Source organism: Nocardioides humilatus (assembly GCF_008373755.1).
GTDB lineage: Bacteria > Actinomycetota > Actinomycetes > Propionibacteriales > Nocardioidaceae > Nocardioides > Nocardioides humilatus.
In genome coordinates this window covers 1-20,889 of the sequence record NZ_VUJV01000005.1, presented here as the reverse complement: position 1 = coordinate 20,889, position 20,889 = coordinate 1, and the positions used below count along the sequence as shown (strand labels likewise).

At 70.5% G+C, this 20,889-nt stretch carries 22 protein-coding genes; 10 read left to right on the top strand and 12 right to left on the bottom strand.

Annotation, left to right across the window (positions count from 1 at the left end):
* Positions 1-28: 28 nt before the first annotated feature.
* The 9 genes from F0U44_RS15475 to F0U44_RS15435 all read left to right on the top strand — a co-directional run bounded on the left by F0U44_RS15475 (position 29) and on the right by F0U44_RS15435 (position 7,844).
* A complete protein-coding gene (locus tag F0U44_RS15475) occupies positions 29-973 on the top strand; it encodes a flagellar motor switch protein FliM (protein ID WP_149729264.1) in 945 nt (314 codons plus the stop codon).
* Positions 970-1,749 carry a flagellar motor switch protein FliN gene (gene fliN, locus F0U44_RS15470; protein ID WP_149729263.1) on the top strand — a complete coding sequence of 260 codons (780 nt, stop codon included), beginning with the start codon at positions 970-972 and terminating at the stop codon, positions 1,747-1,749. The genes F0U44_RS15475 and fliN overlap by 4 nt, the downstream gene beginning before the upstream one ends.
* 33 nt (positions 1,750-1,782) lie before the next feature.
* Positions 1,783-2,292, top strand: a complete 510-nt coding sequence (locus F0U44_RS15465) for a flagellar biosynthetic protein FliO (RefSeq protein WP_188113508.1) — start codon at positions 1,783-1,785, stop codon at positions 2,290-2,292.
* Entirely contained in the window at positions 2,289-3,095 is an 807-nt protein-coding gene (gene fliP / locus F0U44_RS15460; protein ID WP_149729261.1) for a flagellar type III secretion system pore protein FliP, read from the top strand. The genes F0U44_RS15465 and fliP overlap by 4 nt, the downstream gene beginning before the upstream one ends.
* 7 nt (positions 3,096-3,102) lie before the next feature.
* Positions 3,103-3,384: a flagellar biosynthesis protein FliQ gene (fliQ, locus tag F0U44_RS15455; RefSeq protein WP_246160521.1), complete on the top strand. Its 282-nt coding sequence runs from the start codon at positions 3,103-3,105 to the stop codon at positions 3,382-3,384.
* A 10-nt stretch (positions 3,385-3,394) separates the two neighbouring features.
* Positions 3,395-4,159: a flagellar biosynthetic protein FliR gene (locus F0U44_RS15450; RefSeq protein WP_149729260.1), complete on the top strand. Its 765-nt coding sequence runs from the start codon at positions 3,395-3,397 to the stop codon at positions 4,157-4,159.
* A 4-nt stretch (positions 4,160-4,163) separates the two neighbouring features.
* Entirely contained in the window at positions 4,164-5,342 is a 1,179-nt protein-coding gene (locus F0U44_RS15445; protein ID WP_149729259.1) for an EscU/YscU/HrcU family type III secretion system export apparatus switch protein, read from the top strand.
* A gap of 76 nt (positions 5,343-5,418) precedes the next feature.
* Positions 5,419-7,470 carry a flagellar biosynthesis protein FlhA gene (flhA, locus tag F0U44_RS15440; RefSeq protein ID WP_149729258.1) on the top strand — a complete coding sequence of 684 codons (2,052 nt, stop codon included), beginning with the start codon at positions 5,419-5,421 and terminating at the stop codon, positions 7,468-7,470.
* The gene (locus F0U44_RS15435) at positions 7,467-7,844 is read left to right on the top strand and encodes a hypothetical protein (protein ID WP_149729257.1); all 378 of its coding nucleotides are present in this window, start codon (positions 7,467-7,469) and stop codon (positions 7,842-7,844) included. Before flhA ends, F0U44_RS15435 begins: the two co-directional genes overlap by 4 nt.
* 16 nt (positions 7,845-7,860) lie before the next feature.
* Here the strand turns inward: F0U44_RS15435 and F0U44_RS15430 are convergent, their stop codons facing one another.
* The 11 genes from F0U44_RS15430 to nemA all read right to left on the bottom strand — a co-directional run bounded on the left by F0U44_RS15430 (position 7,861) and on the right by nemA (position 19,815).
* On the bottom strand, positions 7,861-9,429 hold the full coding sequence (locus tag F0U44_RS15430) for a GAF domain-containing sensor histidine kinase (protein ID WP_149729256.1): 1,569 nt from the start codon (positions 9,427-9,429) through the stop codon (positions 7,861-7,863).
* A gap of 97 nt (positions 9,430-9,526) precedes the next feature.
* On the bottom strand, positions 9,527-10,123 hold the full coding sequence (locus tag F0U44_RS15425) for a TetR/AcrR family transcriptional regulator (protein WP_149729255.1): 597 nt from the start codon (positions 10,121-10,123) through the stop codon (positions 9,527-9,529).
* 22 nt (positions 10,124-10,145) lie between these two features.
* Entirely contained in the window at positions 10,146-10,649 is a 504-nt protein-coding gene (locus F0U44_RS15420; protein ID WP_149729254.1) for a nitroreductase/quinone reductase family protein, read from the bottom strand.
* 16 nt (positions 10,650-10,665) lie between these two features.
* Positions 10,666-11,934, bottom strand: a complete 1,269-nt coding sequence (locus F0U44_RS15415; RefSeq protein ID WP_149729253.1) for an NADH:flavin oxidoreductase/NADH oxidase family protein — start codon at positions 11,932-11,934, stop codon at positions 10,666-10,668.
* On the bottom strand, positions 11,931-12,800 hold the full coding sequence (locus F0U44_RS15410) for an SDR family NAD(P)-dependent oxidoreductase (RefSeq protein WP_149729252.1): 870 nt from the start codon (positions 12,798-12,800) through the stop codon (positions 11,931-11,933). Before F0U44_RS15410 ends, F0U44_RS15415 begins: the two co-directional genes overlap by 4 nt.
* 40 nt (positions 12,801-12,840) lie before the next feature.
* Positions 12,841-14,532, bottom strand: coding sequence for a right-handed parallel beta-helix repeat-containing protein (locus F0U44_RS15405; protein WP_149729251.1), 1,692 nt, complete (start codon positions 14,530-14,532; stop codon positions 12,841-12,843).
* Between the two features lies 1 nt (position 14,533).
* A complete protein-coding gene (locus F0U44_RS15400) occupies positions 14,534-15,778 on the bottom strand; it encodes a lipase family protein (protein WP_246160519.1) in 1,245 nt (414 codons plus the stop codon).
* A complete protein-coding gene (locus F0U44_RS15395) occupies positions 15,775-16,434 on the bottom strand; it encodes a TetR/AcrR family transcriptional regulator (RefSeq protein WP_149729250.1) in 660 nt (219 codons plus the stop codon). The genes F0U44_RS15400 and F0U44_RS15395 overlap by 4 nt, the downstream gene beginning before the upstream one ends.
* An 8-nt stretch (positions 16,435-16,442) precedes the next feature.
* Complete coding sequence (locus tag F0U44_RS15390; protein WP_188113507.1) at positions 16,443-17,585, bottom strand: FG-GAP repeat domain-containing protein; 1,143 nt, start codon at positions 17,583-17,585, stop codon at positions 16,443-16,445.
* Between the two features lie 111 nt (positions 17,586-17,696).
* Positions 17,697-18,659 (bottom strand): chymotrypsin family serine protease, encoded by a 963-nt coding sequence (locus F0U44_RS15385; RefSeq protein ID WP_149729248.1) that lies wholly within the window; start codon positions 18,657-18,659, stop codon positions 17,697-17,699.
* 61 nt (positions 18,660-18,720) lie between these two features.
* Positions 18,721-19,815 (bottom strand): N-ethylmaleimide reductase, encoded by a 1,095-nt coding sequence (nemA, locus tag F0U44_RS15380; RefSeq protein WP_149729247.1) that lies wholly within the window; start codon positions 19,813-19,815, stop codon positions 18,721-18,723.
* A gap of 62 nt (positions 19,816-19,877) precedes the next feature.
* Here nemA and F0U44_RS15375 point away from each other — a divergent pair, with 62 nt between their 5' ends.
* Positions 19,878-20,378 (top strand): hypothetical protein, encoded by a 501-nt coding sequence (locus F0U44_RS15375; protein ID WP_149729246.1) that lies wholly within the window; start codon positions 19,878-19,880, stop codon positions 20,376-20,378.
* Between the two features lie 41 nt (positions 20,379-20,419).
* On the opposite strand, the gene F0U44_RS15370 is transcribed toward F0U44_RS15375, so the two are convergent.
* Complete coding sequence (locus F0U44_RS15370; protein ID WP_149729245.1) at positions 20,420-20,767, bottom strand: Rieske (2Fe-2S) protein; 348 nt, start codon at positions 20,765-20,767, stop codon at positions 20,420-20,422.
* Positions 20,768-20,889: the final 122 nt, after the last annotated feature.

Genomic DNA, 20,889 nt, shown 5'->3' with positions numbered 1-20,889 from the left:
CCCAGGACCCAGCGACGATCAGGCAACTGTGACCCAAGCTCTCGCCCCGTCGCGCGCGGCATCCGGCCCGCGTCGGCGGGCTGGACGGTCGGAGCCGACGCTCTACGACTTCCGGCGACCGATCCAGCTCTCCCGCGAGCACCAGCGGACCTTGCAGCTGGGGTTCGACGGCTTCGCGCGCCAGGCGACGACGGTGTTCACCAGCTCGCTGCGGACCGTCTGCTCGGTGTCGCTCGCGAGCATCGACCAGCGGACCTACGCGGAGTACGTCGACAGCCTCGGTGCCTCGACCTACATGACCCTCTTCTCGGCCGACCCCATCCCCGGCACGGGCGTCTTGGAGATCCCGCTCTTCGCGACCATGTCCTGCATCGACCACATGCTCGGAGGTCCCGGTGGGGAGGAGCAGCCCGACCGGCCGCTGACCGAGATCGAGGCCGGCGTGATCGGTGGTCTCATCGAGCGCCTCCTCGGCGAGATGCGCTACTCCCTCGCTCCCGTGGTGCCGGTCGAGCCGGTGATCACCGGCCAGGAGTACAGCCCACAGTTCGCGCAGGTGGCCGGGGCGTCGGACGTGATGGTCGTCGTGACCTTCGACCTGCGGATCAACGAACGCGCCGACCAGGTCACCATCTGCCTGCCCTTCTCGGGGCTGCTCCCCCACCTGACCGACGCCGCCGGTTCCGGAGCGATCTCCGACCGCGAGCGGCACCAGCGCACCGAGGCCACCCGACTCCTCAAGGAGCAGCTGGCCGAGGTGCCCGTCGCCGTTGCGGTGCGCTTCCGTTCGACGACCCTCGACCCCGCGACGCTGGCGGCGCTCAAGCCCGGCGACGTGGTCCGGATCGACCACCCGGCCGCCGCGCCGCTCGACGTCACCGTCGCCGACAACACCTTCGCCCACGCCACCGTCGGGTCCCGCGGCCAACGACTGGCCGCCCTCATCGTGGACACCCCCAAGGAGAAGCCATGAACGCCCCCGACCTCACCGATCCCGCCGCTGTCGCGTCGGCCGTCGCCACCGCCGCCGGCGAGGCGTTGCCGAGCCCGGCAGAGCTCACGGCGGGCCCGGCGCAGCCGGGGTCGCCCCACGTCGCCTCGGCCTTCGCGGGTGGCGCTCGGGTCGACCTCGACGGGGTGCCCGGCCGGATCGTCGTGCTGGTCGGCCAAGACCTCGTGGATGCGCTCGCGGCCAGCCCCCTGGGCGGCCTCGACCTCGCGGCCGCGTGCCAACCGGCGCTCGACGCCGCTGCGCGCCAGGTTGGCGCGCGTGCCCACGCCGCCGAGGTCGTGGACCTCTCCGCCGAGGGCTTCGACGTGACCGCTGCAGTGGGCGAGGAGTTCACCACCATCCCCCTCCTCGGGATCGGCATCGACGCCGCCGTGCTGGTCGCCGCCTCGACCCTGGCCGGCGCGCGTGCACCGCTCCCCGAGGACGCCGAGCCCGTGGCCGTCGAGTCCGAGGCGCACGAGCCCTTCGTGCCCACCTTCGTGCCCGTGCCGCGCGGCTTGGAGCTGCTCCATGGCGTGGACATGGAGGTGACCGTCGAGCTGGGACGCACCCGGATGGCCGTCCGCGACCTGCTGGCCCTCGCCCCGGGCGCGGTCCTCGAGCTCGACCGCGCAGCCGGGAGCCCCGCCGACCTGCTCGTCAACGGTCGCCTCATCGCACGCGGCGAGGTGGTCGTGATCGACGAGGACTTCGGCCTCCGCGTGACCGAGATCGTCGACGCCGCGGCAGCGGTCTGAGACCGGTCGCAGGAAACGTCAGCCATGGTGGGCATGGGGCTCCAGCTGATCGCGTCGCTGGCGGTGGTCGTCGGACTGCTGCTGATCATCGCCAAGGTGAGCGCGCGGCGCTTCGGCGCGCGCTCCGGCGCCACCGTCGAGGTGCTCGCCCGACAGGCCATCTCGCGTGGGAGCGGCGTGGTCGTCGTACGCGTGGGCAGCCGGGTGCTGGTGCTGGGATCCACCGAGCAGCAGGTCTCGCTGCTCACCGAGATCGACCCTGCTGAGGTCGCCGCGCCGGAGCCGGTCGAGGACGTCTCTCAGGACGAGGAGCTCGACGAGGAGCACGACGAGGACGACCCCGAGAACGGGACCGGAGCGACGGTCACCGACTTCGGGGAGCTTCTCGCGCGCGCCCGACAGCCTCACCCACGGCCTCACCCGCAGCCCCAGGGCGCTCTTGCAGGCTCGATCGTTTCGCCGCAGACCTGGCGGCAGGCCTTCCACGCCGTCGCCCGCGTCCGCGGTCAGCGGACGCCGGTCCGACGACGGCCCGCTTCATGACGGCGTGGGTACGGCGCGGCTTCCTCACTCTGGTGCCGCTCGCCATCGCCTGCGCGGTGCTCGTGGCCAACCCCGCGAGCGCAGCAGCAGACCCCAACGGCCCGAAGGGCCCGAAGGGCGGCGGTGGACCCGGCGGATCCGTGCAGGTCGACTTCACCGGGCTGACCGACAAGCCGAGCAACAGCCTCGTCACGATCATCGCGCTGACCCTCATCAGCCTGCTGCCGGCCATCTTGCTGACCTGCACCAGCTTCACCAAGGTCGTCGTGGTGCTCGGGCTGACCCGCAACGCCCTCGGCCTCCAGCAGACGCCGAACAACCAGGTGCTCGCCGGTCTCGCGCTCTTCCTGAGCCTCTTCATCATGTCGCCGGTGCTCAGCGACATGAACGACAACGCCGTCCAGCCCTACCTGGACGGCACCCTGTCGGCTTCCCAAGCCTTTGACGCGGGGCTGCAACCGCTCCGCGGCTTCATGCTCGACAACGCCGACGACGACGAGCTGTCCCTGCTCACCAACGTCGCCGACCGCAAGCTCCCCAACGACCGCAACGACGTCCCGACAACGACGCTGATCCCGGCCTTCGTGCTCTCCGAGCTCAAGGACGCTTTCATCATCGGCTTCATCATCTTCATCCCGTTCCTGGTCATCGACATCGTGGTCAGCGGCGCCCTGATGAGCCTCGGCATGATGATGATGCCGCCCGTGATGGTGTCGTTGCCGTTCAAGCTCTTGCTCTTCGTGCTGGTCGACGGCTGGGGACTGGTGATCAAGTCCGTCGTCGAGTCCTACGGGACAGGTTGACGCCGCCATGGCACCGCTCATCACCGACACCTCGATCATCGAGATCGCGTCGAAGACCATGTGGGTCGCGCTCCAGCTCTCCGCCCCGATCCTGGTGACCGCCCTGGTCATCGGCTTCGCGATCTCGCTCTTCCAGTCGATGACCCAGATCCAGGAGTTCACGCTGTCCTTCGTGCCGAAGGTCGTCGGGGTCGGGGCCGCGCTCCTCTTTACCGGCAACTGGATGCTGCACACCCTCGTCACCTTCACCGTCGAGCTCTTCGACATGGTGCCGGACCTGCTCGCCTGAGGACCGGGACATGACCCTCACCGTCGCGGGCGCCCCCGTCCTGGCCCTCTTCCTGGCATCGGTGCGCGTGGTCGCGTGGCTCGCCTTGGTGCCCCCGTTCTCGACGCGCGACGTGCCGGCGATGGCCAAGGTGGTCATCGCCATCGGCCTGTCCTTCACCGTGGCACCCGGGCTCGCCGGCGAACGCCTCCCGCGCACGACGCCCGAGGTGCTGATGGCGGTGGTGGGGCAAGCCGTCGTCGGGCTGGGCCTGGGGTTCGTCACCATGTTGTTGATCTCGGCGCTCGCCGCCGCGGGATCCCTCATCGATCTCTTCGGCGGCTTCTCCCTCGCGGCCGCGTGGGACCCGCTCGCCCTCAACTCCAACAGCGTGTTCGGGCGCTTCCACCAGATGGTCGCGATCGTCCTGCTGCTCGCCTCCGGCGGTCACCTGATCATGATCGGCGGCCTCCTCAGCACCTTCGACTACCTCCCCCTCACCGGACTTCCCCCACTCGGCAACTGGTCCGACGTGCTGACGACGGCGTTCTCGATGTTCTTCACCATCGCGGTCCAGATCGCCCTCCCGATGGTGGCGGTCCTCTTCATCGCCGACCTCACGCTCGCCCTGATGACGAAGGTGGCCCCCCAGCTCCAGGCGTTGACCGTCATGTTCCCCGCGAAGATCGGGCTGACGCTCCTGGTCGTGGGGCTCTCCTTCCCGGTGCTGCCAGGAGCGACCGAGCGACTGGTCGCCCTGGCCAACGAGGCCATGGCCGCGATGGCAGGGGCGTGACGTCATGTCGAGCGGAGGTGGCGGGGAGAAGACCGAGAAGCCGACCCCACGGCGACTCAAGCAGGCCAAGAAGGACGGCCAGATCCCCCGCACCCCGGAGATCGGCGGCTGGCTGTCGATGCTGATCGTGAGCATGGCGATGGGACCGCTCGTCAGCCACGAGTTCGGTGCGGTCCGCGACCTGATGACGCGGTCGCTGCGGGTCTCCGCGCAGCCGCGCCCTGAGGTCGCCTTCGCGGTCCTGCGCGATGCCGCGACCCACGTGTTCATCACCCTGGTCGTGCTGGGCTCGATCGTGATGGTGATCGGCGTGCTGTCGGCCCTGGCCCAGGGCGGCTTCTACCTGTCGCCGAAGCTCGCGAAGCCCAACCCGAAGAAGCTCAACCCCCTCCAGGGCGCCAAGCGGATGTTCGGCCCGCAGGCGGCCTGGGAGGGCGCCAAGATGCTCCTCAAGACCAGCGTCGTCGGCGGGCTGGCCTACTCCTCGGTGCACGCGATGATGCCGCTGATCGGTGGCATGGTGCCGATCGACGTCGTGCTCACTGCCCTCAGCGACAAGGTGGGCAGCCTGCTCCTCAGCGTCGGGATCGCCGGACTGGTGATGGCGGGCGCCGACTACGGCGTGGTGCGCCGCCGGATCGGCAAGCAGGTCCGGATGAGCCGCGAGGAGCTCAAGCAGGAGCACAAGCAGACCGAGGGCGACCCGATGGTGAAGAGCGCGATGCGCTCGCGCCAGCTGCAGATCGCGCGCAACCGGATGCTCAAGGACGTCGCCGAGGCCGACGTCGTCCTCGTCAACCCCACCCACGTCGCCGTCGCACTGAGCTATCGCCCTGAGCGCGGGGCGCCACGAGTCGTCGCGCGGGGTGCCGGCGCGATCGCGGACAAAATCCGGCAGACCGCCACCGAGAACCGGGTGCCGATGGTGCGCGACGTGCCGCTCGCCCGTGCGCTCTACCGCAGCTGCGAGGTCGGCCAGGAGATCCCCTCCGAGCTGTGGGCGGCCGTCGCCCAGGTGCTGGCGTTCGTCATCCGGCTGCGCTCCCGTGGACAGCAGGCCGGCGCGCACTCCACGCCCCGTACCCAGGACGCCGTACCGGCCGTGCCTCGCGGCACCCGCCGCCGTACGCCCTCGGCGATCAGCGCGGCGAAAGCCTCAGGTCCGCCGGATCCCAGCCGATGAGCGCACTGGAGCCAGGACGGCGCCGGGTGCGTGCCAGGGAAGGCGCGGCAATCGACCACCCGAGGAAAGGCCGTTCGTGAACCCGCTGACCAAGCTGGGCGTACCTGTCGCCATCGTGTTCATCGTCGTGATGCTCGTGGTGCCGCTGCCCTCGATGCTGCTGGACCTGTTGATCGCGCTCAACATCACCGGCGCGCTCCTCGTGCTCATGGTCGCGATGTTCATCCACCGCCCGCTCGACTTCGCGGCCTTCCCGTCCGTCATCTTGGTGATGACCCTCTTCCGGCTGGCACTCAACGTCAGCGCGACGCGACTGGTGCTCCTCGACGGATTCGCCGGCAAGGTCATCGACACGTTCGGTCACTTCGTGGTCGGTGGCTCGCTCATCGTCGGACTCATCGTCTTCGCGATCCTCCTCGTCATCCAGTTCGTCGTCATCACCAACGGCGCTGGTCGCGTCGCGGAGGTCGGCGCCCGGTTCGCTCTCGACGCGATGCCCGGCAAGCAGATGGCCATCGACGCCGACCTCAACTCCGGGCTGATCGACGAGGACGAGGCGCGCCGGCGCCGGGCCGAGGTGCACGCCGAAGCCGACTTCCACGGAGCGATGGACGGCGCGTCCAAGTTCGTCAAGGGCGACGCGATCGCGGCCATCATGATCACCCTCGTCAACCTCATCGGCGGCCTGGCCGTCGGCGTGGCCCAGCACGGGATGCCGCTCGGCGACGCCGTCGCCACCTACTCGCTGCTGTCCGTGGGCGACGGTCTGGTCTCGCAGATCCCGGCCCTCCTGCTCTCGGTCGCCACCGGCCTCGTGGTGACCCGGGCCGTCGCCGAGGAGGACATGGGCACGGACCTCATGCGCCAGATCACCGCGCGCAAGACGCCGCTACGGATCGCGGGCTTCGGCGCGATCGGCATCTGCCTGGTGCCGGGGCTGCCCAAGCTGCCGTTCATCATCGCGGGCGGCGTGATGCTGCTGGCATCGAGCCGGATCGTCGACGGCAACGACGAGATCGAGGCCCTCGACACCCACCCCGAGACGATGCCGGCCCCCGACTCCGCCGAGCAGCTCGCCGCGGAGATCCGCGTCGACCCGCTCGGCCTCGAGCTTTCGGCCGACCTGATCGACCTCGTCGACGCCCGGTCCGGCGGCGACCTCCTCGACCGCGTCAAGGCGCTGCGGCGCAAGATCGCGGGCGAGCTCGGCATCGTCATCCCGCCGGTGCGCACCCGCGACAGCCTGGAGCTGCCGCCCGGCACCTACGCGATCACGCTGTACGGCGTCGAGGTGGCGCGCGGCGAGGCACCGCGCGGCACCATGCTCGCCATCGGTGAGGCGATCTCGTCGTTGCCTGGCCAGGTCACCCGCGAGCCCGTGTTCGGGCTCGAGGCCAAGTGGATCCCGACGGAGATGCGCCACCAGGCCGAAGGAGCCGGCGCCACCGTCGTCGACCGGGCCTCGGTGATGACGACGCATCTCGCCGACATCGTCCACCAAAACGCCGCCCACCTCCTCGGTCGCGAAGACGTGCGCCTGCTCACTGACGTCGTCAAGCGCAGCCATCCGGCCGTCGTCGAGGAGCTGACGCCGACCCAGCTCTCGCTCGGCGAGGTGCAGCGGGTGCTGAAGGCGTTGCTCGACGAACGCGTCCCGATCCGCGACCTGGTGCGGATCCTCGAGGCGTTGTCCGTCCGAGCGTCGACCTCCAAGGATCTCGACGGCCTCGTCGAGTCGGCTCGCGCGGCGCTCGAGCCCGCTCTCGCGGCTCCCTACCTGAGCGGCGGGACCCTGCACGCGATCACCTTCGACCCGGTCCTCGAGCAGCGACTGCTCGAGGGGATGCGCCAGACCGAGCAGGGGGCGACCGTGGTGATCGACCCCGAGACCGCCCAGCACGTGCTCCTGACGCTCGCCCACCTGGCGAGCGCTGCGGAGAACCAGAACGTGCAGCCCGTCCTCGTCTGCGCTCCGCAGATCCGCGCAGCGGTACGGCGGTTCGTCCGCGCCGCGGTCGACCGGCTTCCGGTCCTCGGCTACACCGAGCTCAACGCAGCCAGGACCGTCGCATCCGCGGGGGTCGTCTCCCCGCTCGGCGCCGGCCATGAGCTGGTGGTCGGGGCATGAAACGCCACGACCTCCCCGGCCTGGTGAACGGACCCGTCCTGTTCCTGGCCGGCCTGCTCGCCTCGCCGTCGCTGGTCCTCCTGTCCCAGGGTCTGCTGACCGTCACCGAGCTCCTCACGCGCTACCTCCTCATCACCGTGGGCTGCGTTGCGCTGTGGGGTGTCGTGCGTGCCGGGTTGTCGGGCATGGTCCCTGCCCCCCTCCCTGCTCTCGCGGGCACCGACGACAGCGAGGCCATCACCGGAGTGGTGCTCGACCCTGCACCTGGGTCGGTGCCCGTAGGCCCGACGACCGCTCAGGCGATCGAGCGCGAGATGCCGGCCGAGGAGCTCATCGAACTGTCCCTGCGGAAGGCGCAGCAGGGCGGCGAGTAGAACGCGGCGCCGCCGGTCAGGCGAGCGCCGGCACCGTCCACACCGCGCGGGTGCCACCGCCCTCGGCCTGCTCGATCGAGAACGAGCCGCCCAACGTCTCGGCGCGGTGCCGGGCGTTGTCGAGGCCGCTGCGCCGCTCGACGAGGGCGGGGTCGAAACCTTCGCCGTCGTCGGACACGCGCAACGTCACCCACCGGCTCGAAGCTGCCAGCTCGATGGTCGCGCGGGACGCCTTGGCGTGCCGGGAGATGTTGGAGAGCGTCTCGCGCAGCGTCAGCAGGAGACCGTCGGCCGCGTCGGGAGTGAGGGAGCGATCGACCTGCCCCGAGAGGCGCAGTGCGGGCAGGAAGCCGAGGACCGGGGCGTACTCGCTGATGAGAGCACGCACCTCCTCGTGGTAGCCGCGACCACCGCCACGCCCCAGCTCGAAGATCGTCGAGCGGAGGTCGGTGATCGCGGTGTCGAGGTAGACCACCGCCTCGTCGACCCGCGCACGCATCGTCTCGGGCGCCAGGTTGCGCGCGCCCTGCAGCTGCATGCCGGTCGCGAAGAGACGTTGGATCACCAGGTCGTGCAGGTCGCGGGCGATCCGGTCGCGGTCCTTGGCCAAGAGCAGCTCGTGGCGCTCGCGGAGCGCCTCCGCCCGGTCGAGCGTGAGGCCGATGTGGTCGGCCAGAGTGGCGATGACCGCGCGCTCGACCGACTCCAGCTCCCGCCAGGCCACGGAACCGTCGACGATCACCGCGGCGGCCGGAGCCAAGTCGGTGCGCACGGGAACCACGAGCGTGGCCTGGCCCGGCACCGAGCGGATGTCGACGAGCTCTCCGGTCGCGGTCGCCTGCTGCACCTGCTCCGCGTAGCGCTTGACGGTCAACGTGAGGTCCTCGTCGTCGGCGCAGGCCGATGCAACGATCTCGAGCCGCTCGGTTGTCGTGTCGACGAGCACGACCGACCGGGCCTCCGCCATCTCGCGCACCTGGTCGGCCATCGCGTTGAGCGAGTGGTCGTCCTGGAGCGACGGCGCCAGCGCGGTCGCGACCCGAGCGACGCCCTGCATCCAGGTCCGGTGCCGCTCGCTCTCCTCGAACTGGCGTGCGTGGCTGATCATGACGCCGGCGGCACGGCCGAAGACCTGGACGAGCTCGTCGTCACGTGCGGTGAATGCGTCGGCCTCGGGCCCGTTGCCCAGGTAGAGGTGGCCGTAGATGCGGTCACCGACGAGGACCGGGGCGCCGAGGAAGCGCTCGATGGGCGGGTGACCTGCCGGCAGGCCCTCATAGCTCGGGTGCTCGGCGAGATGGTCGACGCGGACGAGCTTGCGGACGCGGGGGACGAACCCGAGCAGGCCGCGTCCGACCGGCGCGCGACCGATCCGCTCGATGACCTCGTCGGACATGCCGTGCGCGACGAGGTCTACGAACGTGCCTTCGTCGTCGACGATGGCGAGAACGCCGTACTGCGCGTGGGTCAGCGCGCACGACGACTCGACGATCCGGCGGAGCACACCGTGGAGGTCGAGGTCGGAACCGATCGCGACCACGGCGTCGAGCAGCGCCCGAGCCTCGTCGGGCAGCTCAAGCTCCATCCAGAAATCCTCCCCCACGGATCGTTCCCGAGATCTCCCTCCGTCAGGGTATCCCCGTTGCGTGCCTCGGTGAGGCGAAACGGGCAGGATCGCCGCGTCAGGCGCCTCTGCCCAGCGTCCCTGCCACCGCCGCCACCAGCGCGGGCGCGAGAAGCGCAGCAAGAGCCACAGCGACGTCGTCGTCGGTCTCGGGCGGCATTGCGACGTAGCTGAAGCCGAACCGCGCGATGATGCGGCTGAGGGCCTGCGCCGTCATGGGGTCGACCTTGGGCCAGACCTCGGTGATCGAGGTGGTCAGCCGGCCTGCGATGTGGGCCAGCAATCCCCCGCTGTCCGTGGTGACCAGCCGGACCAGGTCGGGGTGGGCGTCACCCGCCTGGACCCTGCGGATGAGCGGGTCGCCCGACGTGCCGTCGAGGAAGGTCCGCATCGCGGCGGCCAGCGCTGCAGTGGGATGGTCGGCATGTGACCGCATATCGGCGTCGATGAAGTCGCAGAACGCGTCGGCGAGGTCGAACGCGTAGGCCTCGGCCAAGCCGGCGCGCGAGCCGAAGTCGTTGTAGATCGTCTGCCGGCTGACACCCGCGCGCTTGGCGACCGCCTCCAGCGTCACCTTGGCCCACGGCTTCTCGAGGAGCACTTCTCGGAGGGCAGCGAAGACAGCGACGCGGGTCGGAACGCCGGAGCGGGGCATGCCCGCACCCTAGATGACGCTGCTAGGCGCTGGGCGTCAGGCGGAACACGCGGATGTCGCGGTCGGTGCGGGACTTGTAGGCCGCGTAGACCGAGATGTTGTCGACCATCATCTGCCACCCCGCGGCGGCCTCGTCACCGGTCAGGAGCTCCGCGACGACCGGCACCTCGACCCCGCCCGAGATGACCCGGACCTCGGGGTGGGCGATCAGGTTGCCGGTCCACGCCGGGTGGTGCTCCTGCCCGAAGTTGGAGCCGACGACGATGACGGCGTCGCCGTCGCGGGTGTAGAGCAGCGGGCTGAGCCGGGGCAGGCCCGACTTGCGGCCGATCGTCTCGAGCACGAGGGTCGGCGCGCCGACGGGGCCGAGGATCGTCTTGCGCCCTCGCGTCCTGACCAGCAGCTTGCGGTCGAGCGGCATCAGCTTGCGGATCGTCCACGACCCCGCCTTGGTCGACGCGAACTTCTGGGCGACGTTGGCGACGAGAGTGCCCCGCCGCCCCCAGCTGTAGTCAGGGATCGTCATGAAATGGATTCAAGCATCAGCCGCGCTTGGACCGGAAGGCCGCCGGACCGTTGTGCAGCCCCATGGCGACCAACGCCCGGGCCCAGGACCGGTCGAGGTCGGGCTCGCGGCCGGCGCCGAGCCGGTGCAGCTGGTCGGTGTGCCACGAGAGGTCCAGGGCACCGTCGACCTGGCGCAGGTCGATGACCTTGCCGAGGACCGACCGGAGGCCGACGCGCACGTCGCCCGCGCGGACGGCGTCGGCACCCTGCTCCAGGACCCGCCGGGGCACGTCGGGCGCGACGGCCGCCGGCCGCCCCAGCCCGACCAGGTCGCACTCCGCGGATGCCACGGCAGCCTCCATCGCGGCCGTGGTGCGGAAGCCGCCGGTGACCGCGATCGGCACGGCGCCCGCGAGCTCGCGCACCGAGGCGGCGTACTCGAGGAAGTAGGCCTCGCGCGCTGCCGTCGATGCTCGCACCGCGCCGAGCATGGCGGGCTTCTCGTAGCTGCCGCCGCTGATCTCGATGAGGTCGATGCCTTCGGCCACCAGCTCTCGTACGACGTCGCGCGACTCGTCCTCGGTGAAGCCGCCACGCTGGAAGTCCGCGGAGTTGAGCTTGATGCCGACGGCGAAGTCCGGGCGGACGGCCGAGCGCACCGCGCGCAGCACCTCGATGACGAACGTGCGGCGACGCTCGGCGTCTCCACCCCATGCATCGTCACGCTGGTTGCTGAGCGGCGACAGGAATTGCGTGATCAGGTAGCCGTGGGCGCCGTGCAGTTGGACGCCGTCGAACCCTGCTGCTTCGGCGACCGACGCGGCGGTCGCATAGCGCTCGATGATGTCGCGGATCTCGCTGTCCTCCAGCGCACGCGGCCGCACCGCTCCGGGGACCCGTGCCCCGATCGCGCTCGGGGCGACCGGACGCAGCTTGGTCACCAGGGCGTTGGCCTGGCGACCCGGGTGGTTGACCTGCATCCAGAGCGGGGTGCCGCTCCCCCGGAAGGTCTGCGCCCACGCGCGAAGCCCGTCGATGTGGCGGTCGTCCTCGATGACGACGTTGCCGGGCTCACCGCGGTGCCGCCGGTCGACCATCACGTTGCCGGTGACGACGAGACCGAAACCGCCGGTCGCCCAGCGGGCGTAGAGCCGCTCGAGCTCGGGCGACGGTCCGCAGTCGGGCGCACCGAGCGACTCGCTGAGCGCGGACTTCATCAGGCGGTTGGGCAGGGTCTGGCCGTTGCGGAGGGCCAGCGGTGAGCTGAGGTGGGCCACCGACGTGGGGACCTGGGTCGCGCTCATCGGGTCGCCGCCGGGGCCTTGGCGCGGGCCGGGGGCGACTGGAGGGCTCCCAGCAGCCGCTTCGAGACGGCCGCGAACGGACGCTGGTAGGCGGACCCGAGCACGCGCACGACGAGGTCGACCGCGACCGCGTCGGCGCCGATCAGGACCTTGGCCCGACGGCCGCGCACGCCGCGCAGGATCGTGCGCGACGCCTCCTCGGCCGAGGTGCGGGTGAGGTGCTTGTCGAAGAGGCGGGCCAGGCTCGTGGTGTCGGCGGCGTTGCTCGCACTGGCGTTGTTGACGATGTTGGTGCGGATGCCACCCGGGTGGACGCACGTGACGCCGACCGGGTGCCCCGCGACGAGCATCTCCTGACGCAGCGCCTCGGTGAACCCCCGGACAGCGAACTTCGCCGCGTTGTAGGAGCTCTGCGTGGGCACACCGAACAGGCCGAAGATGCTGGAGATGTTGACGACGTGGCCGTCTCCCGACGCGATGAGGTGCGGCAGGAAGGCCTTGGTGCCGTGGACGACGCCCCAGAAGTCGACGTCGATGACCCGCTCGATGTCGGCGTACGGGCTCTCCTCGACGGTGCCGAAGATCGTGATGCCGGCGTTGTTGATCACGAGGTTGACCGCGCCGAAGTGCTCGGCCACCGCATCGGCATAGGCGTGCACGGCCACCCGGTCGCGCACGTCGAGCACCTGGAAGTGCGGCTTGCTCCCGATACGGGCGCACAACCTGACCGTCTCGAGGAGCCCGGCCTCGTCCCAGTCGCTCACCGCGACCTTGGCGCCGGCAGCAGTCAGTTCGAGCGCCAACGCGCGGCCGATGCCCGAACCTGCACCGGTGACGACGGAAACCTTGTCGCGGAAGTCCTTCATGCAGGCGACGATAGCAGACTCAAGTCATCTGACTTGGAAGTCAGCACCACGCCGGTGGAGCCTCGAGCGGGGCCGAGGCGTCCAACCGGCCGCCCAACACTGCCGTGGTCAACGGCCCGGGCCCGCCGGCGCGACCCCACCAGTTGCCGCGGGCCCGCACGTCGTAGCGGACGACGTCCATGCCGAGCACTGGACCGATGCAGCTGGCGCCCACGTCGATCTGCGCGTCGTCGGTACGGCCGAGGTCCTCGATCCCGACGTCGGCCAGCGAGGCACCGAGCCCCGCGCTGCCGGCGAGGTCGCTGCGCCGGATCCGCACCACCAGCTCGTTGAGCCGGGTGAAGTTCCGCACGCCCACGTTGCTGCCGGCGTTGCCGGTGATCGTCGTCCGGTCGACGTCAACGCTCACGCGCTTCGTCGGTCCCCGACCGTTGACGACGTTGCTGCCGATCGCGAGGCCGTTGCTCGCACAGTCGCGGAAGACCGAGTCCCGCACGACCAGGCCCACGTCGTTGCCCGCCCCCAGACTGCCCGCCAACACGCAGTCGCCGTTGTTGAACGGCAGCAGGTAGGTGTTACCGATGCCCGTCGAGCGCTCGGCGACGACCCGCTCGAGCCGCATCCGCAACCGGGCATTCGTCCCGAGCGCACCCTCTTCGATGACGTCGCCCGGCGAGCCCGAGAACGAGCTGTCGCGGACGACCACCGAGAGTCGCGACCCGTCGCCCATCGTGACCGCCTCGAGCCCGTTGGCGGAGAAGCCGCCGATCCCCTCGTCGTTGGTGTAGACGTTGCGCTCGACGATCGCGGTGATCGACGAGGGTCCGACCCCGTTGACGAAGACGCCCTCGGAGTCCGCACCCTCCGGGCCGAGGTTGATGTCGTCGGGGTTGCCGAGCGCGGACTGACGGTTGTCGGTGATGGTGGCGACGAGGGTCGACGTGTCCCTGGCCTGCACCCCGATGGCCAGGACCGACTTCAGCTTCGAGCCCTGGCGCAGGCCGTGCACGTCGTTGCCCGCGATCGTGGCCCGATAGCTCGCCGTACCCGACGTGCGGACGTCGATGCCGTCACCGCAGTCCGCGTCGTGGACGACGTTGTCGGCGACGAGCACCGTGGCGTCGACCCGGCTGTCACCGTCGACCATGATGCCCGCCCAACCGTTCGGGAGCCCGCCCGAGATCGGGAGGCCCACGCCGGGCACGTTCGTCGGAGCGTTGAACGGCGGGATCAGGAATCCCCGCACGCAGGAGGTGTTGTGACCCGCCACGTCGTTGCCGATCACCCGGACGCTGGTGACGTCCTCCCCGTAGATGCCGCCTCGCTGCGAGTCCCGGATCCGCAGGTTGCGGACGGTCACACCGTCCGCGAGCCGTACGGCGTCGCCGTCGTTGCCGCTGCCGGTATTGGTGAGCGTCGGCGCCGGATCCGCCTCCGCGAGCTCCGTGACGTCGGGGCCGACTCCCACCAGCGTCTGGCCCGGCTTGAGGAGGATGCCGCCGTCGAGCGGACGGCCCGACGGCAGCACCTTGATCGTGTCGCCCGGCGCAGCCACCGCCTCGACGTCCTCGAGCGTGTCGAAGGGACGAGCCTGGGAGCCGATGCCGCCCACGGGGGCGGCGGCATCGACGTACCAGACCCCGGTCGCGGCAGCCCCTGCCGCAGCGACCGGGGCAGCCAGTCCGCTCGCCCCCAGGGCGAGCGCGAGAACAGCCGCGCTGAGCAAGCGCACGTCAGCCCGGGATCTTCGCGCAGGTGTTGCGTGGCGCCTTGCCACCGAACCGGCGGGCGAGGAACTGCATCGCACCGGCAGCGCCGCGGCCCACCTCGGTGAGGTGCTCCCCCAGCGCCGTCTCGTGGCTCTCCACGTCCACGCCGGCCGCGCAGAAGCGCCGCAGCACCGCTCGCGCCGGGCCGATCGGAGCGAGCTCGTCGAGCTTGGCGTGGTAGTGGTAGATCGGCACTTCGGGCACGCCGGGCATGAAGAGCGGGCTGTTCTCGCGCAGCATCGCCGCGATCGGTGCCTGGTCGAGCGCGTGCGGCACTGCCTCCATCTGCGCGATCGTGAGGAACGGACGCCGCGCGACGGCATCGTTGATGCAGTCACCGGCCGCCTTGGCGACCAGCGCCCGGCCCGACTCGTTGAGGTAGTCGCCGATACCGAGCTCCGGGTAGCCGCGGAGGAAGCCGTTGATGCCCATCGGGATCGCCCCGCCGAAGACCGAGCCGTCGAAGGCGTCGATCGTGGCGCGGACGTTGGCCACCAGGCCACCGAGCGCGAGGGCGGAGAGCCGCAGCTCCGGCGCATACGTCGGCTGGAACTGCGCCGCGGTCAGGCTGGCCAGGCTGCCACCCGAGTAGCCCCACAGGCCGATCGGCGCGGCCGGGTCGATGGCGGCCGGCGCGAAGCTGCGCGCCGCGCGGATGCCGTCGAGCACGCCCTTGGCCTGCACCCCTGCGACGAGGAACTGGGACTGCGGACCCTCGTAGTCCGGCACCGACACGGCCCAGCCGCGCAGCAGCGCCATCGCGACCAGGCCCAGCTCCGGGTAGGCGTTGGTGAGGCCGCCGCGCACCCCCGCGGAGAAGGCGTACGACGGCGCGCACTTGCCGGCGACCCCGTCCTCGGCGGTCTGGTAGGACAACAGCGGACGCGGACCGGCACCCTTCCAGGCGCGGTCCGGCACCAGCACCGTCGTGACGGTCGCGGTCGGACGACCCACGCGGTCCTCGGTGCGGTAGAGCACCTGCCAGCCCTGGGCCGGGAGCGGGATCTCGAACGCCTTGGGCGTGATCGGCCGGAAGCTGATGACCTCGCCGTTGTCGTAGTCCGCGACGTTGGCGGGCACCGCGTAGAACGGATCCTCCTCGGGCACCGGAACCGCGCCGGCAGCCTGGGTCGAGGGCGTCGCGACGACGCCCGAGAGCGTCGCCATCAGCGACAGCAGGAGGAACAGGACAAGGGCAGTGCGCTTCACGATGCGTCTCTCGGGTCGAGGGTGAGGAGGGTGACGGCCAGCTCGCCGAGCTCGCGCTCGAGCTGCTCGATCGGCGGGCGGTGCTTCTGGAGCATCCAGTCGAGGGCGGTGGCGGTGGCTGCGCCGATCAGCGCGAGCGCGGCGAACCGCCAGTTGCGATCGACCACCTCACCACGGACCACGGCCGCGCGGCTCTCGGCCTCGATCAGCTCGATCAGCTTCTCGCGGTTGCGCAGCCGGGTGGTCTCGATCCGAGCGCTCAGCCCGACCACCTCGACGAAGATGATCCGGGCAGTCCGCAGGTCGTCGAAGGTGGGCTTCAAGAACGCCAGCAGCGCGGCCGGTATCCGCTGCGCCAACGGCTGACCGTCGGTCGCCACGAGCGACTCGGCGACCTGCTCCCCCAGCCCGAGGAGCAGGTCGTCGTAGAGGTCCGCGAACGCGGCCTCCTTGCCGTCGTAGAGCTGGTAGAAGTTGCGGGTCGACACGTTGGCAGCGGTGCAGACCCGTTCGACCGCGAGCGCCGAGTAGCCGTGGGTGCCGACCACGTCGTGGATGACCGCGAGCAGCCGCGCCCGCCGGGCGGCGTCACGCTCCTCCGCCGACTGACCGGCGTAGACGCGACGACTCCCTGGGGCGGGCGCGGACGTGCTCATCTGGTTCCTTACGGGGTGGTGTTGCGGAGGAAGGACAAGGACCCGGGGCCGGCCGTGACGATGTCCGGCTGCCCGTCGAGGTCGTAGTCGGCGACCATCGGGTTCTGCGGGAAGGACCCGACCGGGAAGTCGGCGACCTTCTTGAGCTTCACGGTGCCGTCACCGGCCAGCACGGTCACACCGGGCGCACCCGAGAAGAGCCACGACACCGCGAGGTCCTTGCGACCGTCCTGGTCGAAGTCGGCCGCCGTCAGGCTCGTCGGTCCGGCGCCGCCGAACTGGGTGGTGCCGACGGTCGAGGTGAAGGCGCCCTGGCCGTTGGTGAAGGCCGTGGTCAGGGTGAAGCTGAAGGACCCGATGGTGGCCATGTCGTCGTAGCCGTCGCCGTTGAGGTCGATCGCCGCGATGTCCTCGGGCACCAAGCCGCTGAGGTAGAGGGTGCCGGTCACGCTGAACGCGCCACCGCCGGTGCTCTTGAGCGCGAAGACGGAGCCGGAGCAGCCGTCGACGGCGAACAGGTCGGCCTTGGTGTCGTTGTTGAGACGGGCCGGCGAGATCGCGGAGACCGCGCAGGTGCCGTTGAGCTGGGTGGTCGGCCCGGCGACGAAGGTGCCGCTGCCGTTGTTGATCAACGTGTTGATCGCGGTGAACGTCATCGACGCCACATCGAGGTCGCCATCGCCGTCGAGGTCGAGCAGGCGCGGCTCCACCTGGCCGCCGAGGGTCAGCGGATACGACGGTCCCGCCGTGAAGTGACCGGCGCCATCGCCGTACGCGACCTTGAGGGTGTTGGTCGACATCGCGACGACGTCGGCCTTGCCGTCCCCGTTGATGTCACCGGCGTCGAGGCCCTGGGTGCCCGCGGTGCCCGCGATCTCCCCGGCCGGGGTGAAGGTGCCGTCGCCATCGCCGGTGACCAGCAGGATGTCGCCCTGGGTGAAGTCGGTGATCGTCACGATGTCGGGCCGGCCGTCGGAGTTGAAGTCGGCGACGGTGCTGCCGCGCGGCGCAGGGCCAGGCCCGATGCCGTTGTCGATGGTCGTGCCGACGTACGGCGCGAACCACGCCCCGGCGGCTTGGGCGGGGACGGCGGCAGCCACGAGCGCGCCACCGGCCACGAGGACGGAAAGTGAAAGGGGGGTTTTTCGCATGTCCCGCACGCTATGAAGCACGTCACACATTGGACAAGGTGCCTTTTCAGATGGTCAAGCAAAATTCCTCGGCCATCCGGCTCCACGTCAGCACGTGGGTCAGGACGTGGGTCAGGACGAGGCGTCGCGCTTCCCCGAGGACCAGGCGTAGGCGCGCGCCTCCCGGAAGGGCACCGTCCCGACCTCCAGCCGGAGGCCCTTGATGCCGGAGTGCTTGCGGGCGTAGGCGAGCTCGCGCGGGAGGTCGCCCAGCCCGTTCCAGACGAAGAGGACGCCGAACGACAGCGTCGACAAGGTGCCGACGGCGTTGCCCTGCTCGTCGACGTAGGCGCTCCCGCTGTCACCGGGCAGCCCCGGGGATCGCGACGAGATCGTGTGGGACCAGCCGCGGCTGGTGTCGCGGTCGGAGAAGGCGACCGCCGCCTGCCGCGAATATGTGCTGCCCTCCTCGCGCAGCGACGACCGACCGAAGCCGTAGACGTGCTCCCCCGCCGACAGGCCAGTGCGCGTGAGCCCGGTCGGGCCGCCCCAGAAGGGGATGCTCGGGTTGACCAGGTCGCGCGCGCTGCGGGGCACCCGGACCAGCGCGAAGTCGTTGTAGGAGCACAGCGCGCCCTTCTTCACCCCGCGCTCGCGCATCGTGCGCCAACTGCTGTAGGCGAGCCGACCCTCGGCGATCGGGTCGCCGAGGTCGAAGGACGTCGCGCCCGTCGTGAAGACCACGCGCGTGCCGAGGGGACGGGTGCGGGTGCGGCAGTCGTTGGTGCCCTCGGCGACCTCCGCGCAGTGAGCCGCCTGACCGAGGTAGACGTTGTCGCGGGCGTCGGTGAAGACGAAGTTGGTGGTGCACTGGCCGGCACCCTCGGTGATGGTCTGGATGCCCGGGGTGATCTGGGCGCGTGGCGCCGGGGTCCAGCCGCGTGACTTGCGGACCATCGGCTCACGCTCGGCGCTGGAGAACTCCGCGTCGGGGTCGTCGCGCTCGAACGGGGCGAACCACCAGTTGGCGATCGCCAGGATCGTCAGGAGGACCAGCACGGTCCCCCACGGGTCGCCTTCGCGCTCGGCGCTCACAGGTCGATCATTACCCCCTCGCGGGGTGCGCAGTCGACCCCACGCCGGTCGCCGGCGCTCCTCAGTCGTCCAGCGCCGGGTAGTCCGTGTAGCCCTCGGCTCCCCCGCCGTAGAAGGTGGCGTAGTCCGGCGCGTTGAGCGCGGCGCCTGCGGCCAGTCGCGCCGGCAGGTCGGGATTGGAGATGAACTGGCGCCCGAAAGCCGCGGCGTCGATGTATCCGGCGCCGAGCAGCCGCTCGGCCTTCTCGACGCTGTAGCCGCCGGCGCCGACGATCACGCCCGGGAAGGCCGCCCTGAGCGAGCGGCGGAAGTCGTCGTGGTGCTCGGGTCCGCCTGCCCAGTCCGGCTCGGACAGGTGGAGGAACGCCAACCGGCGCTCGGCGAACGCCGCTGCGAGGTGGAGCCCCATCTGCTCCCCGCCGGCGTCGTCGAGACCGTTGACGGTCCCCAACGGCGAGATCCGGATGCCGACGTGCCCCGCGTCCCAGGCGCCGACGACCGCGTCGACGACCTCCAGCGCGAAGCGGGCCCGGTTGTCCATCGAGCCGCCGTAGTCGTCGGTCCGGTCGTTGCTCGTCTCGGAGAGGAACTGGTGGATCAGGTAGCCGTGAGCGCCGTGGATCTCGACCGCGTCGAAACCGGCCTCACGGGCGTTGAGGGTGGCCCGGCGGAAGTCGTCGACCGTCTGGGCGATCTCCTCGAGCTCGAGCGCGCGCGGGGTCGGGCAGTTGATCCGCGTCGGGGCGCCGTCCTCGCCCCGGACCGTGGTGCGGTTGCGGAACGGCAGGGCGGAGGCCGACACGGGGAGCTGTCCGTCGTGGAAGGACTCGTGCGACACCCGGCCGACGTGCCAGAGCTGGAGCGCGATCAGCCCGCCTGCCTCGTGCACCGCATCGGTGATCCGGCGCCAGCCGGCGACCTGCTCCTCGGAGTAGATGCCGGGGGTGTCCATATAGCCCTTGCCCTGCGGCGACACCTGGCTGCCCTCGGCGATCACGAGGCCGGCACTCGCCCGCTGGCGGTAGTACTCCAGCATCAAGTCGTTGGGCACATCGCCCGGCTGCGTGGCCCGCATCCGGGTCAGCGGAGCCATAAAGACCCGGTGGGGAACCTCGAGGGCACCGACCGTCAGGGGCTGGAAGAGGAGCTCGTGCACCGGGCCAGTCTGCCGTGCCCTGATCAGACCACTTGCGCCCGCGTCCGTGGGACTCTCGATAGGTGACTCGTGAACACGGCGCTCGCGGGTTCAGCCGCCTGCAGGACCCGCTGGTCTGGGGCACCACGGTCGGCGCGGCCGGTGGCACCGCGTTCGTGCTGGCCAACCGTGGCGCGCTGCGCGATCCCTGGCCGACCCTTGCGTTCTTCGTATGGGCGGGAGCTCTGGCCATCTACGTCTGGTTCGTCTTCGTCGCGCGCCGCACTTTCGACAACACGGGGTCACCGGCGCCCCATGCAGCCGCGAGATACCTGGGCAGCGTCGTGGGGATGCTCATCCTGATCCGCATCGGGACTGCCGTGCTCGACCACGTCGGTGCCACTGAACTCCGCCCGGCCCTCATCGTCGTCGCCGTCGGTCTGCACTTCTTCCCGTTCGCTTCGGCGTTCCATACCCCGCTGTTCAACGTCCTCGGCACCGTCATGGTCTGTATCGGTGCCGGGGGGGCTCGGGCTCGGCGCGATCATGGGCGGGAGCGCGGCGAACTCAGCCGCAGTGGCTAGTGGTATTGCCATGCTCGGCCTGATCGCGTTGGACGCAACTCCTATTCGCCGTCGACGAGGTGCACGTCTCCGTCGCGGACTTCGACGGTGGCTCGGCCGAGCGGGACGACCCGGGTGATCGACTTGAACAGTGCGCCGAGCCCGGGGATCTTCGCGAAGATGCCCTGGGGGCCGCGGACCATCCGGCCGGTCTGAACGTCGTACTTCGCCGCGTGCCAGGGGCAGACGAGGCAGCCGTCGGCGTCGATGCTTCCTTCGTCGAGGTCGCCTCCCAGGTGCCGACACTTGCGTGTCACGGCAAAGTGGTTGCCGTTGTTCCCGACGGCGTACCTTCCGGAGCGGGTCAGGCTCCCCGGTCCGAGCTCGCTTGCGGGTCCGATTCTGGTCATGATGTCGACCCTACTGGCGCAACGCGCAAAGAGCTCCCGGCCGATGGCCGGGAGCTCTTTGACTGTCACATGTGTCGCGACTCATCACAAAGTGGAGCTGAGGGTGTCTGGGTTCACGACAT